9 protein-coding genes, 1 tRNA gene and 6 pseudogenes are annotated in these 16,496 nt (G+C 60.6%); 8 read left to right on the top strand and 8 right to left on the bottom strand.

Annotation, left to right across the window (positions count from 1 at the left end):
- The first annotated feature begins 16 nt into the window (after positions 1-16).
- Positions 17-1,894, top strand: coding sequence for an exodeoxyribonuclease V subunit alpha (recD, locus tag SOPEG_RS18505; protein WP_025246462.1), 1,878 nt, complete (start codon positions 17-19; stop codon positions 1,892-1,894).
- Between the two features lie 138 nt (positions 1,895-2,032).
- On the opposite strand, the gene argA is transcribed toward recD, so the two are convergent.
- Positions 2,033-3,376 carry an amino-acid N-acetyltransferase gene (argA, locus tag SOPEG_RS18500; RefSeq protein WP_025246461.1) on the bottom strand — a complete coding sequence of 448 codons (1,344 nt, stop codon included), beginning with the start codon at positions 3,374-3,376 and terminating at the stop codon, positions 2,033-2,035.
- A 234-nt stretch (positions 3,377-3,610) separates the two neighbouring features.
- Between argA and amiC the strand changes: the two genes are divergently transcribed.
- Entirely contained in the window at positions 3,611-4,870 is a 1,260-nt protein-coding gene (gene amiC, locus SOPEG_RS18495) for an N-acetylmuramoyl-L-alanine amidase AmiC (RefSeq protein ID WP_025246460.1), read from the top strand.
- A 138-nt stretch (positions 4,871-5,008) separates the two neighbouring features.
- On the opposite strand, the gene SOPEG_RS18490 is transcribed toward amiC, so the two are convergent.
- From SOPEG_RS18490 to SOPEG_RS18480, 4 genes and pseudogenes are all read right to left on the bottom strand, one after another.
- The gene (locus tag SOPEG_RS18490; protein WP_025246459.1) at positions 5,009-5,857 is read right to left on the bottom strand and encodes a transporter substrate-binding domain-containing protein; all 849 of its coding nucleotides are present in this window, start codon (positions 5,855-5,857) and stop codon (positions 5,009-5,011) included.
- A gap of 65 nt (positions 5,858-5,922) precedes the next feature.
- Positions 5,923-6,402 carry a hypothetical protein gene (locus tag SOPEG_RS28915; protein WP_200867832.1) on the bottom strand — a complete coding sequence of 160 codons (480 nt, stop codon included), beginning with the start codon at positions 6,400-6,402 and terminating at the stop codon, positions 5,923-5,925.
- A 66-nt stretch (positions 6,403-6,468) separates the two neighbouring features.
- Entirely contained in the window at positions 6,469-7,608 is a 1,140-nt protein-coding gene (locus SOPEG_RS18485) for a M28 family peptidase (protein ID WP_200867831.1), read from the bottom strand.
- Positions 7,601-9,023: pseudogene (locus SOPEG_RS18480) on the bottom strand (M20 family metallopeptidase). The gene SOPEG_RS18485 and the pseudogene SOPEG_RS18480 overlap by 8 nt, the downstream one beginning before the upstream one ends.
- Positions 9,024-9,102: 79 nt before the next feature.
- Here SOPEG_RS18480 and SOPEG_RS18475 point away from each other — a divergent pair.
- Positions 9,103-9,705 (top strand): GntR family transcriptional regulator, encoded by a 603-nt coding sequence (locus SOPEG_RS18475; RefSeq protein ID WP_236851836.1) that lies wholly within the window; start codon positions 9,103-9,105, stop codon positions 9,703-9,705.
- A 239-nt stretch (positions 9,706-9,944) separates the two neighbouring features.
- Here the strand turns inward: SOPEG_RS18475 and SOPEG_RS18470 are convergent.
- A tRNA-Met gene (locus tag SOPEG_RS18470) sits at positions 9,945-10,021 on the bottom strand.
- A gap of 202 nt (positions 10,022-10,223) precedes the next feature.
- Here SOPEG_RS18470 and mltA point away from each other — a divergent pair.
- A pseudogene (gene mltA, locus SOPEG_RS18465) lies at positions 10,224-11,319 on the top strand (murein transglycosylase A); the annotation flags it as partial.
- Positions 11,320-11,534: 215 nt separating this feature from the next.
- Positions 11,535-12,337: pseudogene (gene tcdA, locus SOPEG_RS18460) on the top strand (tRNA cyclic N6-threonylcarbamoyladenosine(37) synthase TcdA); the annotation flags it as partial.
- Positions 12,338-12,527: 190 nt separating this feature from the next.
- Here tcdA and csdE read toward each other — a convergent pair.
- Positions 12,528-12,970: pseudogene (csdE, locus tag SOPEG_RS18455) on the bottom strand (cysteine desulfurase sulfur acceptor subunit CsdE).
- 11 nt (positions 12,971-12,981) lie between these two features.
- Positions 12,982-14,168: pseudogene (gene csdA, locus SOPEG_RS18450) on the bottom strand (cysteine desulfurase CsdA).
- 170 nt (positions 14,169-14,338) lie between these two features.
- Between csdA and SOPEG_RS18445 the strand changes: the two are divergent.
- The 3 genes and pseudogenes from SOPEG_RS18445 to SOPEG_RS18435 all read left to right on the top strand — a co-directional run bounded on the left by SOPEG_RS18445 (position 14,339) and on the right by SOPEG_RS18435 (position 16,461).
- Positions 14,339-14,560, top strand: coding sequence for a YgdI/YgdR family lipoprotein (locus SOPEG_RS18445; RefSeq protein WP_025246457.1), 222 nt, complete (start codon positions 14,339-14,341; stop codon positions 14,558-14,560).
- Positions 14,561-15,105: 545 nt separating this feature from the next.
- Positions 15,106-16,062 carry a transcriptional regulator GcvA gene (locus SOPEG_RS18440; protein ID WP_025246456.1) on the top strand — a complete coding sequence of 319 codons (957 nt, stop codon included), beginning with the start codon at positions 15,106-15,108 and terminating at the stop codon, positions 16,060-16,062.
- An 18-nt stretch (positions 16,063-16,080) separates the two neighbouring features.
- Positions 16,081-16,461 (top strand): annotated as a pseudogene (locus SOPEG_RS18435) (DUF423 domain-containing protein).
- Positions 16,462-16,496: the final 35 nt, after the last annotated feature.

Here is a 16,496-nt window from a genome sequence, read left to right as displayed (position 1 = left end):
CGCAGGAGACTTATAGATGGAAGAGATTCTTGCCGAAGCGCAACGGTTGCGTTTGTTCCGGCCGCTGGACGTCCAATTCGCCCGTATGCTGGCCACGCCCGCCGAGCCCGCGCTGATGTTGGCCAGCGCCTGCCTCAGCGCCGATGCCGGCGCCGGCCATGTTTGCCTGCCGCTGGCGCTATTAACGCCGGCGCGGCTGTTTGACGGCCGGATGCCGACGCAGGCGCAGCAGGCCTGGCTGCGGGCCGGTAGCCCCTCTCTTGACGAATGGCAGCAGCACCTGCTGGCGTCCAACGCGGTGAGCGACGGTTCACGTCCAACACCGCTGGTGCTGGATAACCAGCGCCTGTATTTACAGCGCATGTGGCGGTATGAATGCGCGGTGGCACAGTTCTTCAACCGGCCTCGACCGCCGGTGGCCGGCGACGAAACCACCCTCGCTGCGGTGCTGGCGCGCTACTTTCCCGGCGACGGCGCGGGAATCGACTGGCAAAAAATTGCCGCGGCGGTCGCGATAACGCACCCGGTGGCGCTAATATCGGGCGGGCCGGGCACCGGCAAGACCTCCACGGTGGCGAAGCTCCTGGCGGCCCTGTTGCAGTTGAGCGACGGCGGTCGTGCGCGCATGTTAATGGCGGCCCCCACCGGAAAAGCGGCAGCGCGCCTGAGCGAATCCCTCGGCCTGGCCCTACAGCGTCTGGGGCTGGATGAAGAGCAGAAACAGCGATTGCCGCGCGAGGCGATAACGCTGCACCGCTTGCTCGGGGCGCAGCACAACAGCCAGCGGATGCGCTATCACCGTGGAAACCCGCTGCATGTGGATATTCTCATCATTGATGAAGCATCAATGGTTGATTTGCCGATGATGGCCAATGTGATTGCGGCGCTGCCGCCGCAAGCGCGGGTGATCTTCCTGGGGGATCGATGCCAGCTATCCTCGGTGGAGGCGGGAGCGGTGCTGGGCGATATCTGCCAGTTCGCCGAGGCCGGTTACCGCCCCGCGCGCCGTGCGGAACTGACGCGGCTAACGGGCTTTACGCTGCCGGCGGGTACGGGCGGCGGCGGTTATGGCGTTGCCGATAGTTTATGTCTGCTGCGTAAAAGCTACCGTTTCGATGAAGGATCCGGTATTGGCCGGCTGGCAAATGCTATCAACGCCGGCGACGCCAAGGACGCGCTGGCGCTGCTTAACGCCGGCACCGCGGCGGATGTCGTCTACACGCCGCTGCGTGAGACGGCGGATTATCAGCGTATGCTGGACGACTGCGTCGAGGGCTATCGGGACTATTTGTCGCGGGTGCGCAACCATGATGCGCCGGCCGCGATTCTGGACGCCTTTAACCGCTTCCGCCTGCTGTGCGCGCTGCGGGAAGGGCCTTTTGGAGTCGCCGGTCTGAACGACCGTATTGAGCTGGCCTTGAGCCGGGTGGGGCTGCTCACCCTCGGCAATGCCGGGCGCAGCTACGCGGGGCGGCCGGTGATGATCGTACGCAATGCGCCGTCGTTGGGGCTGTATAATGGCGATATTGGGATCTTGCTCTGGGATGGCGAACAGACGCTGCGCGTGCATTTCTCCCTGCCGGACGGCGGTGTCAAAGCGGTGCCGCTAAGCCGACTGCCGGAGCATGAGACGGCATTCGCGATGACGGTGCATAAATCCCAGGGGTCGGAATTCCACCATACCGCGCTGGCGTTACCCAATCAGATCTTGCCGGTGTTAACGCGAGAATTGCTGTATACCGCGGTCACGCGCGCGCGCGCGCGGTTGTCCCTGTACGCGACCGACGTGGTATTGCAACACGCCATGGCGACCAAAACCCAGCGGCGCAGCGGCCTAATCGAGCGGCTGGCTGCGGGCCAGGCCGTACCGCCGCAGCCAGCCGACGACCGCTGACGCGCGCGGCGATGTTTTCCGCCTGGCCCGCCGGTCCCACGGTATTAGGCTCAACGGCCGTCCCGCGTGCTGGCCGTTAGGATTGCCTCACCGCACCGTGGCCGTCCTGTAACTTCGCCGTTTCGATCGCTTTATCGTTTAACAGCCGTCCTGCGTCTCAAGGTCGGCCACCAGAATTTTAGACCGGCGCTGGTAGTTATACAGCGCCTTTTTCTGGTTCGGCAGTATGTCCACTTCCGCCGGGGTGAAGCCGCGCTCTTGAAACCAGTGAATGCTGCGGGTAGTGAGTACAAACAGTTTCTTCAGCCCCATTCGACGCGCCTGTTGCGCGATGCGCGTCAACAGCATCTCGCCGTGTGACGAACTGCGATAATCGGGATGCACCGCCACGCAGGCCATTTCCCCTATCTGCTCATCGGGAAAGGGATAAAGCGCCGCGCAGGCGATGGTCATGTTGTCCCGTTCGATAATGGTAAATTTGTCGATCTCCATCTCCAATTGCTCGCGGGAGCGGCGCACCAAAATCCCCTGCTGCTCCAGAGGGCGAATGAGCGCCAGAATGCCACCGATATCGTTGATGGTGGCCCGCAGCACCTGCTCGGCGCTTTCCATCACAAGCTGCGTGCCAATGCCGTCGCGGGAAAAGAGCTCTTGCACCAGCGCGCCATCTTCTTGATAGCTAATAAGATGGCAGCGCCGCACGCCGCTGCGGCAGGCTTTTACCGCACCCCGCAGAAAGCGCACGGTGCCGGAATGGTAATCGCCGCGCGCTTCCAACTGTTCGATGCGCCGCTGGGCGTCGTTGGGGAACAGTTCGGAAATAATATCGTCGTCTTCGCCAATCACGCCCTGCGACGAGCAAAAGCCGATAATCTTTTCCGCTTTCAGCTTGATAGCCAGCTGCGTCGCCACCTCTTCGGAGGTGAGATTAAAACTTTCGCCGGTGACCGAAACCGCCACCGGGCCGAGAAGGACGATGGCGCCGCCGTCCAACTGGCGATGAATCGCCTCATCATCGATACGGCGGATGCGGCCGCTGTGGCAATAGTCCACGCCATCATCCACGCCCAAGGGCTGGGCAATAATAAAATTGCCGCTCACCACATTGATGTGCGCGCCCTGCAGCGGCGTATTATTCAAACTCATCGACAGTCGGGCGGTGATATCCAGCTGTAGCTGGCCGGCGGCCTGCTTCACTCGTTCGAGGGTGGGGGCGTCGGTGACGCGGGTATGTTTGTGGTAAATCGGCTCAAGATGGTGTACCGCCAGATTGGCGTCGATTTGCGGCCGGGCGCCGTACACCAGCACCAGGCGGATACCCAAGCTGTGCAACAGGCCGATGTCATTAACAATACTGGCGAAATTTTCATGCTCGATGGCTTCGCCGCCCAGCATAACGACAAAGGTTTTGCCACGGTGTGCATTGATATAAGGAACCGTATGGCGAAAACCCTGAACCAATTCTGTACTGCGTTCCTTCACGGCCTACCCTCTGTGAATGATTATTCTGATTTTGTGTATTTTTATTCTTTTAACCCCCGTTTGGCAAGTCCCGATTTACAGTAGTCCACTTTGTAAAGATGCGCAAAGTTCGCTCCGCACCGCCCATGTCTGGCCTTTTCGGGATGACAGCGGCCGGCGGTTTGGTTAAAGTTTCCGCCGTTAACGATAAACGATTGGTTTTTCAGATAATGCACATGTTATTACCGGGGCGTTATGCCTGATTCAGAACACAACCGCGTGCGCCGACATTTGTTGCAGGGCGTGGCCGCCACCTGGTTGCTAAGCGTCAGCCGGGTTGGCTTCGCCGCCACCCCAACCATTGTGGCGGTGCGCATTTGGCCCGCCTCTAGCTATACCCGCGTGACGCTGGAATCGAATGTCACCTTGAAATACCGCACCTTTACCTTGAGCGGCCCGGAGAGGCTGGTGCTGGATATCGAAGGTCTGCGGCTCAATTCGATGCTCAGCCAGCTCAGCGGGAAGGTGCGGCCGGAAGACCCCTATATTAGCCAGATGCGGGTCGGCCAGTTCGATGGCCAAACCGTGCGGCTGGTGCTGGAGCTGAAACAGAAAGTGGCGCCGCGTTTTCTGACGCTGGCGCCGGCCCACGGCTTCCGCCACAGGCTGGTGCTGGATCTTTACCCGCACCAGGGCAGCCGTTCCGCGGTGCAGGACGACCCGCTACTGGCGCTGCTGGAAGATTATAACAAGGGCGATCTGGCGCGCACCCTGCCGCCGGAATCCCAGGCGCCGCAGGCCGGGAAGGCCGGGCGCGATCGATCGGTGGTGGTGATGCTCGATCCGGGCCACGGCGGCGAAGATCCCGGCGCTATCGGCAAATATAAAACCCGTGAAAAGGATATTGTTCTACAGATAGCCCGCCGCCTGAGCGCGCTGATTAAACGCGAGCCGAATATGCAGGTCTACATGACCCGTAATGAGGATGTGTTTATCCCGCTGAAGGTGCGGGTGGCCAAGGCGCGTAAGCAGCGGGCGGATTTGTTCGTTTCAATACATGCCGATGCATTTACCCGCCGCACCGCCCACGGTGCCTCGGTATTCGCGTTATCCACTAAAGGGGCCACCAGCGCGGCGGCCCGCTATCTGGCCCAAACGCAAAACGCCGCCGATGAGATAGGCGGTGTGAGTAAAAGCGGCGATCGCTATCTGGATCATACGATTTTCGATTTGATGCAGACCGCTACCATCAACGACAGCCTGAAATTCGGTAAGCATGTGTTGAGTCATGTGGGCAAGATCACCCAATTGCATAAAAAGAGCGTCGATCAGGCGGGTTTTGCGGTTTTGAAAGCACCGGATATTCCTCCGATTCTGGTGGAGACGGTATTCATCAGCAATATTCAAGAAGAACGGCGGCTGCGTACCGCCCGTTATCAGCAGCAGATGGCGGAAGCGATTTTGGCGGGTATCAAAGCCTATTTTGCCGCCGGAGGCGTACTGGCGCGGCGCTAAAACGCCGCGCTTGGAAATGGGTGCCTGATGTGGCTGCTTCTCACTTCCGCGCTTCAGGCCGGCCTGCGCGAGCGCCGGACCTGGGTTTGGCCCATGTGTTCCGAACTCGGACGATAACGGAGCCGCGCGGGCGCCCTATCAAGGCAAATCCGGCGTCAGGTCCATTTTGCTCCATTTCTGCGACAGCTGGCGGATCACGCCATCGTGCACGGCGGCGGTGATAGCCGCGTCAAAGGTGGCTTTCAGACGGGTTTCCCCTTTGCGCATGCCCATTGCGACATCGGTGGCGAGCATCGCGCCTTTGAGATCCGGTCCGGCATTGATAAGCGTATCGTTGCTGGGTTTCGCCATCACCGACCGGGCATACACCCCGCTATCGAAACCGGCGTCGATACGGCCTGCCTTGAGATCCAGATCCCGCTCCGCCGAACTGCGATAGGTGCGTACCGTGACGTCATCGCCGAAGTAAGTTTTCATCAGTTGCTCGTGGCTGGTGGATTGCACCACCCCGACAGTTTTGCCTTTCAGCATAGCGCCAAGCGTCGCCATCACCGGATCCGCGCGGGTTTTATCGTTAAGGTTCAGCCGTTCGCCGCGCATCGGCATCGACGCCAACGGCCCGTTTTTCAGCACCAGGAAACTGGCGACGCCGCTGGCGTAAGGCACGGTGAAATCCACCACTTTCTTACGTTTTTCATTGATTCCCAGCGTCATCACCAAGTCATATTTACCCACGTTAAGGCCCGGTACCAGCGTGGCCCAGGCGCCACTTTCCAATTGACATTCCACTTTGGCCCGCCTGCACAGATCGTGGATAAGATCCACGTCAAATCCTTGCAACTGACCGTGGGAGTCGAGGGCGTTCCAGGGAGGAAACGCACCTTCGATAGCGACGCGCACCCGATGCCCGTCCTGGGCATCGGCGGTGAATGTCGTGAAGGCGAGGGCGACTGTCAACGCGGCGGCGATAACGCTAGGCTGTTTCATAGACGAGTTCCGGTTACAGAGGATAACGGCCGGCGCGCCGGCCGTGGCAATGCACCCGCCCTGAATCAGGAGGGGTGCGCAATAGCCGCTGCCAGCGCGGCGTGGGCTTCGCGCAGCGCATGCGCGGCCAGATTGCGGTTCTGGCGCGCGGGAGCGGCGTAAAACGGCTGTTCTTCGCTGTCGGCCGGCAGCGCGGCCAGTTCCCGCAAGCCGCCCAGCGACGGCCAAGCCGGATGCGGCAAAGCGCTATCGTGGCAAAAACGATTACCGGCGGTGTAATTGAGCGGAACCAGCAGACGTGAAGCGCGCATCAGCGCATGGTTCAGACGCTGGGCCTGCTCGCCACGGGCGCTTAATGCCAGTTGATTAACCGCCGCCGCCGCTTGCCGCAGATCCTGGACCCGCTGGCGCAATAGGCCGAGATCCAGACGATCCCCCAGCGCAGCTTGCAGGTTGACCAGCTCGGCGTCCAGCGAGGCGCAGAAGGTGGTGTAATCCAGCGGCACCACGGGCGAACTGAGCAAGTGCCACAGCACCCGCAGCACGATGGCGGTGTCGCGTTCCAGATTGGCGGGATCGATATGCTCAAGGGTATCGTGCGGCGTATGCCATCACCAGCCGAGGGCGGTCAGCATTTTGACCGGGCCCGGCGGTTGGTGGCTTAGGCTGCCGAACATTGACGGGATGCCCACGCCCCAAAAAGACTGATCGGCGGCCCGGCCGTGCCGGCGGCCGAGGTGCTGCTGGCCGCTGACGGCCGCCACCGCTTCGGCGGCGACGCCTTTTAGTTCGTCAATCACCGACGAATTCGTCAGGACGCTGGCGTTTTCACCGCCGGTGGAATCCACGTTAACGTGGGCGACGCAGCGCCTATCAAGCTCATCCCAGTATTCATCCGCATACCAGGCGGAGCCGGAGTAGCGGCCGTGGGAATGGCCGGACCAGAAACACAGACGCAGGTCGCGCTGCCAGCCTTCGCGCGCTTCGGCCAGCAACCGCGCCGCTTCCAACATCGTGGCATTGGCGCTACCGTTATCCATGACGCCGTAATGCCAAGTATCGTGATGGCCGGTGAACAGGACAAAGGGCGCATCATCGCCGCCGGGGGAGAGCTCGGCTACTAAAATCGGGGTTTTGCGCCAGCGGGTGTTGACCTGAGCGTACAGCGTGACCAGCGGTGATTCGCCGTCGCGGCAGCGGTCGCGCAGCGGCGCGCCGTCGTCGCGGCTGATGGTACAAATAACCGTAGTGGGCAATTGCTGGCGGGTGTGCTGCGAGGGGCTACCCCAGACCGGTGAGACGCACATCTCGTAGAGATGCTCCGTCGGGCTGATATGCAACTGGCCCACGGCGCCATAGCGCTTGGCCAGCGCCGCCTCTTCCTCGGTGGTGATGCCGTCTATCAGCACGATTTTGTCGACAACGTCGGCCGCGGCGAAATCCGCCTCATGCCCGGCGCCGATATAGGTAAGCGGCGCGGTGATCCCCGCCTCGGCCGTGGAGAGCGACATGGAGTGGGTAATGCAGGGAATGGACTGACCGTCCACCGTCACCCGCTCCTCGCCTGGCAGACTAATCCAGGCATCGTGCGACAACAGCTCGGTGCGATAGCCGTAGGATTGCATCTGTTGCTGTAAATAGTGGAAGCTCTCAAGCTCGGGCGCCGTACCGGATAACTTGACGCGTTTGGCGAATTCGGCCAAATGCGCCATCAGGCGAGGCCGATCCGGCGAAGCGGTGAGCTTAGACATGGGCGTTCTCCGATAATGGCGGATCCACATCGTCAGGGATGGGATTGATAAACGGACGATCGGCCAGGCGCCGGGCGAAGTCTTCTTGCGCGCGGGCGATAAGCGCCGGGTCCTGTAAGAGATCCAGCGCGGTGGCGGCCATCGCCTTGGCGGCATGGGTCATCCCTTTATGAGCGGCGGGCAATTTCCCCTGCGCAACCAACTGCCAGGAGTGCCCCGGCGTACCGATGGCATAAGTGGCGCCGCGCAGCTGGACCGTCGGCACCACCCAGCTTACGGTACCGACATCGGTGGAGCCGACCAGGGTGCCGTCGCCGCTTTCCGGCGCAAACACCACATCGCACAGGGGGACATCGTTACGCACCGGCAGGCCAAATCGGCCAAAGGAAGCGGCGATATCGTCCGCACTGAAGGTTTGCTGAAACTCGGCGGCGATCCGCCTCGTCGAACGGCGGCGGACCCAGCCGCTCGATATGCTGATGCATGAGCTGTTCGAGCGGGGTGTTGCCCACCAGGTTGGCGTCACCGCTAAGCACTTCGTGGCTTAACGTGGTTTCAGTCATCAGGGCGGCGCCGCGCGCCACGTTCTTCACGCGCTCCACCAGCGCCAGCAGGTCCGGCAGCGTGCGCGAGCGGATCAAATAGCGCACCGTCGCTTTCGCCTGGACTACGTTCGGCGAATGGCCGCCGGTATCGGTGACCGCGTAATGGATACGGGCCGTTGACGGCATATGCTCGCGCAGATAGTTGACGCCGACGTTCATCAGTTCGACCGCATCCAGCGCCGAGCGGCCCAGATGGGGGGAGGCGGCGGCATGGGCGGCGCGGCCGCTGAAATGAAAATTCAGTTCATTGCAGGCCAACGAAATGGGGTTGTTCACGCCGGTGAACGCCGCCGGGTGCCAGGATATGGCGATATCCACATCATCGAATACCCCGGCGCGCACCATAAACCCTTTTGACGAGCCGCCTTCCTCCGCCGGGCAGCCGTAATAGCGCACTCGGCCTTTAATACCGAGCGCGGCCAGCGTATCCTTCACCGCCGTCGCCGCCAGCAGCGAGCCGGCGCCCAGTAAATTATGGCCGCAGCCGTGGCCGTTGCCGCCGTTGACCTGCGGACGCGGTTCGGCGACGCCGGCCTGTTGACTGAGACCGGGCAGCGCGTCGAATTCGCCGAGAATAGCGATAACCGGTCCGCCTTCACCTGCCTCTCCCATCACCGCCGTCGGCAGGCCGGCCAGGCCGGTCTGCACCCGGAAGCCCTCTTTTTCCAACAGGGCTTTATGGGCGGCCGCCGATTGGTATTCCAGATAATTGGTTTCGGGGGTGTCCCAAACAAGATCGCTTAACGCGCAGAAGGCGGCCTGTTTCGCGGCGATATGCGCGTCCAGCAGGTCGTTGACGGAAGTAGACATGACGCGGTGGCAGAATGCGCCGATAAACCGTGAGAAATCCTTTATGCCTAAGCAGAAACGACCGGCGTCGTCGGCGATAATGATCGATAAGGTCACCGAATTGATCCTGCACGATATCCAGATCGGCTTACTGGCGCCCGGCGCCTGGTTGAAACAAATCGATCTGGAACAGCGTTATCGCTGCGGCCGACCGGAAGTGCGTCGCGCCCTGGACCGGCTGGCGCAAAAGCGGCTGGTGGCCCATGTTCCCAACCGCGGTTACCATGTCTATCGACCCGATGGCCGGCAGGAAGGGGAGGTGGCGGAGATCCGTATTTTGCTGGAAACCGGCGTTGCCGGCCGTATCGTCACCGCCGCCACGGCGACGGATATCGCGCTGCTTGAGCGGCTGGCGGCGGAATTCGTCCGGTTGATGGCCGACGGCACCACCCTGGAGCTATACGAGGCCAATCTGGCGTTTCATCATCATCTTTTATCGCTGTGCGGTACTCAGGAACTGGTGGCGCTGGTGGCGGAAATACGCCAGCGCACCAGCGCCACGCCGGTGCATCAGTGGACCACCCGGGCGCGGATTGAACAATCCGCCCGCGAGCACGATGAGATGATCGACGCGGTGCGCCAGGCCGACGGAGAGCGACTGCGGACGGTAATGACGCGGCATATCCGCCAGCAGGATCGCTAATGGCCATCAGCCCGCCAACAAGCGCAAATTCGTAAGCGGGCGCGTTAATGGCAGGAGAGTGACTCACGCCGGCAAGCCTGCCAACTGGCCGAGGCAGCACATTTGCCAACGCGGGGCGCGGCGCCGGGAGACGCCCGCTTCACCACCCCCGCGGTCGAGAGACGAAAAAAAACGCTTTATTGCTTTGCGTCATGAGAGAAATGAACAAAGCGATAAAGCGTTATTGACCATGGGCGAATTGGTTGCGGGGGCCGGATTTGAACCGACGACCTTCGGGTTATGAGCCCGACGAGCTACCAGGCTGCTCCACCCCGCGTCCGTGGATGCGCACTATACTCTGTAGCGGTTTTGATGCAACCCCTTTTTGCTAACTAGCCTCTATTCTCCTGATATTTGTTCAATTTCACCCCGTTGTGCTGCTTTTATCAACAACTCATTGATTGTATATAATAATTAATTTAATTATGATATCGCCTCTGCTATCGTTCGCCATTAGAATTAAACGGCGCGGGAACGTTATGAGTAAACAGTGGGCAAACTATGTGATCGGCGGCGTTATTATCGCCATTCTTGCCGGATGCCAATCCCGACCCACCGATCACGGGCAGCAGTATAAAGATGGTCAACTTACCCAGCCGCTGGCGCTGGTCAACGCGCCCAACGCCCGCGGCAAGCCGGTTAACGCCGGGGACTATGCCGATCAGGTGCTTGAAACCCAATACGTCGCCGCCTTATTTCAACGCAATCAGACCGATTTTGCCGCTATCCAGCGCTGGGCGCAGGCCGGCGGCGATACCCGTCAATTAAGCCAGTTCGGCATCAAAGCCTATCAAATGGAAGGTGCGGATAATTACGGCAATGTGCAGTTTACCGGTTATTACACGCCGGTAGTGCAGGCGCGCTACACGCCTCAGGGCGAGTTCCGTTATCCGCTGTACTGCATGCCGCCGCGCGGTAAGAATCGCCGCCTGCCGGACCGCGCAGCTATCTACAGCGGCGCACTGAGCAGTGGTCTGGCTATCGCCTGGACCAATTCGCTGATGGATAATTTCATGATGGAAGTCCAGGGCAGCGGTTACGTGGATTACGGCGACGGCCGGCCGCTGATGTTTTTTGCCTACGCCGGTAAAAATGGCCACGCCTATCGCAGCATCGGCAAAGTGTTAATCGACCGCGGCGAAGTGGCGCGGGAGGATATGTCGATGTAGGCGATACGCCACTGGGCTGACACCCACAGCGAAGCTGAAGTGCGCGAGCTGCTTGAGCAAAATCCATCGTTTGTGTTCTTTAAACCGGTTCCTTTTGCGCCGGTGAAGGGGGCCAACGCCGTGCCGCTGGTGGCGAAAGCGGCCGTGGCCTCCGACCGTTCGCTTATCCCCGCCGGTACCACGATCTTGGCGGAAGTCCCGCTGCTGGACAATAGAGGTAAATTCACGGGAAAATATGAGCTCCGTTTGATGGGTGGCCCTGGATGTCGGCGGTGCGATTAAAGGCCAGCATTTCGATATGTATCAAGGGATTGGCTCGGAGGCGGGACACTCCGCCGGCTATTACAACCATTACGGCCGGGTCTGGGTGCTGAAAAACGCGGTAAACACCGGTCCGCTGTTTACCGCCTATAATAGCGGCGGCAGCCAAGCCGGTGGCGTGGGTAGCAGCTCCAGCGGTGTGATGGGCGGCAGCTCCGGCGGTTTAACGGGTGCCCAGCCTGCCGCGCGGCCGGCGCCCAATACCCTGCAGGTGATTTACGACAACTGACCGTCGGCGGAGGTTTCACCCGTTCATCAAGCGGCCTGCGGGCCGTTTTTGTTAACTGAGGCATAAACAGTATGAATGATCACCTATCAGACGCCTGGTTGCAGCGTTTTGGCGGCACCGCTCGGCTGTATGGTCGGGATGCGCTGGCGGTATTCGCTGCCGCCCACGTCTGCGTGATCGGTATTGGCGGGGTCGGGTCCTGGGCGGCGGAAGCGCTGTCCCGTACCGGTATCGGCGCGATAACCCTGATTGATATGGACGACGTCTGCGTCACCAATACCAACCGGCAAATTCACGCCCTGCGTGATCGCGTGGGGCAGCCGAAAATTGCGGTGATGGCCGAGCGCATCGCGGCCATTAATCCCGAATGCCGGGTAACCGCTATCGATGATTTTGTCACCGCCGATAACGTGGCGCAGAGGCTGAATGGCGACTTTGACTATGTCATTGATGCTATCGCGACAGCGTGCGGGCCAAAGCGGCGCTGCTGGCGTACTGCCGGCGCTATAAAATACCGGTGGTCTGCGCCGGCGGCGCCGGCGGCCAGACCGATCCCACCCGCATTCAGGTGGCGGATCTGGCGAAAACCATCCAAGATCCGTTGGCGGCCAAAGTCCGCGATCGCTTGAAGCAGGGGTTTCAGGTGGTGAAGAACAGCAAAGGCAAGTTGGGCATTGATTGCGTTTTTTCCAGCGAACAACTGGTTTATCCCCAGCCCGACGGCTCGGTCTGCGCGTCCCCCGCTACGGCGGAAGGGCCTAAGCGCATGGACTGCGCGTCGGGTTTTGGCGCCGCGACCATGGTGACCGCGACCTTTGGCTTCGTCGCCGTTGCGCACGCGCTGAAAAAAATGCTTGCTAAAGCATGGCGGCAGTACGTCACGCCGCCCGCCGCCTGGAAAATGTGTCCGCGGGCGTTGTGCTGGTCCGCGGGGCAGCTCGCGGCGGAGGCCGGCGAGATTGCACCGTGACCCCGAGCGGACCGGTTGTGACGGCAAGGAGTGGCGCGCGGCCAGGGTTGGGATCGTGCGACCGCGGACCGCGCCGGCAGGCCCGGGGCGGTCGTCAGCCGGCGGCGGCGATATGGGCGATGCGGTTGCCGATTGCCGCCAGACCGTCGGCGCGGCTGGCGTCCAGTTCCGCTTCCAGCCCAAGCTGACGAAACAGCGCCAGCGGATCCGTTTGGCGCAGCTCAAGCGCGTTCTTGCCCTCCACGGCCGTCAGCACGATGGCGAGCAGGCCCTTAACGATGCGGCCGTCGCTGTCAGCATAAAAAGCAGCGTGCCGTCCGGCAGCGGTTGGTGCCCCAACCAGACCCGGCTTTCGCAGCCCGCGAGGATTGTCGCGGGAGTCTTCAGGCTGTCCGGCAGCGCCCTGACAAGCGTAATCACTTGCCGCAGTCTATCCTCCCACTGTCGGCAGTCGGCAAAGCGCCGGGCCAGTTCAGCGGCGGTAATGTCTGTGCCGAAGGGGTGCGGGCCGTTAAGGGGTAACGCCTCTTTTGTCATAACGGGCTCCGTTATTCGCTGAAAAGGGCCAGAGCGGCGGCGGTCGCTTCTACCAGCCGATCCACGTCCGTGCAGGCGTTATAAGGGGCGAAAGAGGCACGCACGGTACCGGGGACGCCCAGGGCGGCCATCAGCGGCTGGGCGCAATGCTGACCGCCACGCCGGATTGCGCCAGAACCTGGGCGATATCCTGATGATGAATACCGTCGAAGGCGAAAGACAGCAGGGGCGATCCCGGACAGCGGAAAGCGCGAAACCCCGCCAGCCGCTGGTGGGCGTCGTCCGCCAGCGAGACGCACCAGGCCTCGGCCGCCGTCATATCCTGCTGTGCCAGCCAGCCGAGCGCGGCGTCCAAACCGACAACCCCGGCGATATTCGGCGTACCCGCTTCAAAACGGTGCGGCGGCGGCGCGGGGACCACCTCGTCGAACGACACTGTGCTGAGCATTTTCCCGCCGCCCTGCCAAGGAGGCATCGCCGCCAGCAGCTCGGTTTTACCGTACAGCACGCCAATACCGGTGGGGCCGTACAGTTTATGGCCGGAGAAAGCGTAAAAGTCGATATCCAGCGCCGCAACATCCGGTCTGCCGTGTACCGCCCCCTGCGCGCCGTCCACCACCACCACCGCCGGCGTCCGCCGCACCTGGGCGATAATATCCTGCAAATCCGGGCAACCGCCGGTGACGTTGGACATTTGGCTCAACGCCACGATCCGCGTGCGTTCACTCAGCAGGGCGGAAAGCTGTCGTTTGTCGGGCAGCAAATCGGCGCCGATGGGCCATTTCACCACGCGAGCCCCGGTCTGCTGCGCCACCATAAGCCAGGGAACCAAATTGGCGTGATGCTCGCTTTCCGCTACCACGATGTCGTCGCCGGGCCGCAGGCGCGGCTGCGCATAGCTTTGGGCGACCAGATTGAGCGACTCGGTGGTGCCGCGCGTCCAGACAATATCTTCCGCACGCGGTGCGCCCAGCCAGCGGGTCATATGCTGACGCGCCAGCTCGTAACGGCAGGTTAACGATTGCGCCTGCCGGTAGCTGCTGCGGTGAACATTGCCCTGTGCCAGGCGATAGAAATCTTCGGTTGCCGCCAGTACCGGCTGCGGCTTCAGGGCGGGGGCCGCGCTATCCAAATAGGTCTCCCCGGCCGAGAGGGCCGGAAAATGCTGGCGGAAAGCCTTGCTGTCAAACTGTGTCACGGAACTCCTCTGGGGACAACGGCCGGCGCGCGCGGTGGCTAAGTCGCCGAATTACCTGTCATTTTCTGACAAAATCGTGAAAGCCGGTTATGCTTATTACTATCGGGTAATGCCAATACCCAAAGCGAATAGCGGATTAATACAGTAATTTACTCTGCGAGGAATGATCAATGAAGAAAACAGCCGCAGTCATTACCGCCTGTGCCTTAGCCTTTACGCTGAGCGCCTGCTCAAGCAATTACGTCATGTATACCAACGATGGCCGGACTATTGTAACCTCTGGCAAGCCGAAAGTGGATGAAGATACCGGCATGATAAGCTATCAGGATGCGTCGGACACCCAGCAACAAATCAACCGCTCCGACGTGAAAGAGATGATGGAAGAGCAATAAAGCCTGTGATAGGGCCTGTTACTTACGGCCGGTAGCGGTCGCGCCCGCCATCGCTCACCGCCGGTAACGGGCGCGAACGGCCCCTTCCGGTTGGTCAGCTTTCGCGCCCGACTTGCGTGCCTGAATGGGCCACGCGCTTCCTGTAGCAACGCGCTGAGGGCTGGGCGGCGCGCTCTGGCGCCTCCGTCTGTAAGCGACGGGCAAAAAAAGCACCGCAGGCGCGGTGCTACTTTTGTCTATGGACAGACAGAAAAATGTATCCTAAAATGGATTTAAACGTTAAGCGGCCCGCATTCGCGGCCCAATCTGCAAACACAACACAACATCACATCACATCACATCACATCACATCACTCGCCAAAAGCGCTTTGAAAACATTAGCTTTCCAAGTGCTTTTCGTTCCGGCTTGCGAATGGTTACGACTATAGGTATTTGCTGGCGCATCATCAACGGACAAATTATAATGCCTCGGATAAAAAAACTAATAGATGAAATGCCTATGTTGGCCCTACTCATAATTCTCAGTCCAGAAAAAGCGCTTGCCTATGTCCAAACGACTTCCTCCGCTTAATGCCCTGCGGGTGTTCGACGCGGCGGCGCGCCACCTGAGCTTTACCAAAGCGGCGGACGAGTTGTTCGTCACGCAGGCCGCCGTCAGCCACCAGATCAAATCGCTGGAGGACTTTCTCGGCCTAAAACTGTTCCGCCGCCGTAATCGTTCGCTGTTGCTGACTGAAGAAGGTCAAAGCTATTACCTCGACATCAAAGAGATTTTCTCCGCGCTGGCGGAAGCAACGCGCAAACTGCAATCGCGCAGCGCCAAGGGCGCGCTTACGGTCAGCCTGCTGCCGAGTTTCGCCATTCAGTGGCTGGTACCGCGGCTGTCGAGCTTTAACGCCGCCTGGCCGGGCATTGATGTTCTGATCCAGGCGGTGGACCGCGAAGAGGACAAGCTGGCCGATGACGTGGACGTGGCCATTTTCTATGGCCGCGGTAATTGGCCCGGGTTGCGGGTGGAAAAGTTATATGCCGAATACCTGTTGCCGGTTTGCGCGCCCGCGCTATTGACCGGCGTCCATCCGCTGAAAACGCCGGCGGATTTGATTTATCATACCCTCTTGCATGACGTCTCGCGGCGGGAGTGGCTGGCTTACAGCCGGCAATTGGGTTTGAACCAGCTCAATGTGCAGCAGGGACCGATTTTCAGCCACAGCGCCATGGTGCTGCAGGCGGCGATCCATGGTCAGGGGGTGGCGCTGGCCAATAACGTCATGGCGCAAACGGAAATCGAGGCCGGGCGGCTGGCGTGCCCGTTCAATGAGGTGCTGGAAAGCAAAAACGCATTTTACCTGGTGTGCCATGACAGTCAGGCGGAAGTGGGTAAAATCGACGCCTTTCGTCAATGGATCCTGGCGCGCGCGGCCAGCGAACAGGAGACGTTCCGCTTTCGTTACGGCGCGACGCAGCCTATGGCGCCGCTGCACGGCACACTCCATCAATAATTATCGGAATCGAGAAACATGCGTAGTCGTGGAATGCTGATTTTCGCCGCCCTGAGTGGATTCTTATTCGTGGCTATCGGCGCTTTCGCCGCCCATAGCCTGCGTCTGTCGCTTGGGGAGCTGGAAATGGCCTGGTTAAAAACCGGTTTGGAGTATCAGGCCTTTCATACGCTGGCGATTATGGCTCTAAGCACGGTGATGATGCGCAATCCCAACCTGTAGTTTTACTGGAGCGGCGTGCTGCTGGCTATCGGTATCGTGCTGTTTTCCGGCAGTTTATACTGCCTTGCGCTGTCGCACCAGCGCCTGTGGGTGTATATCACCCCCATCGGCGGCGTTTGTTTCCTGGCGGGCTGGATGATGCTGCTGATTGGCGCGCTGCGCCGCTTTGTTGAATAAATCCGAAATTTGTGACGACTTCCTCCCTATCAGGG

This window comes from Candidatus Sodalis pierantonius str. SOPE, from assembly GCF_000517405.1.
Lineage (GTDB): Bacteria > Pseudomonadota > Gammaproteobacteria > Enterobacterales > Enterobacteriaceae > Sodalis_C > Sodalis_C pierantonii.
The sequence above is the reverse complement of the archived record's forward strand: the minus strand, read 5'-3'. Positions and strand labels throughout refer to the sequence as shown.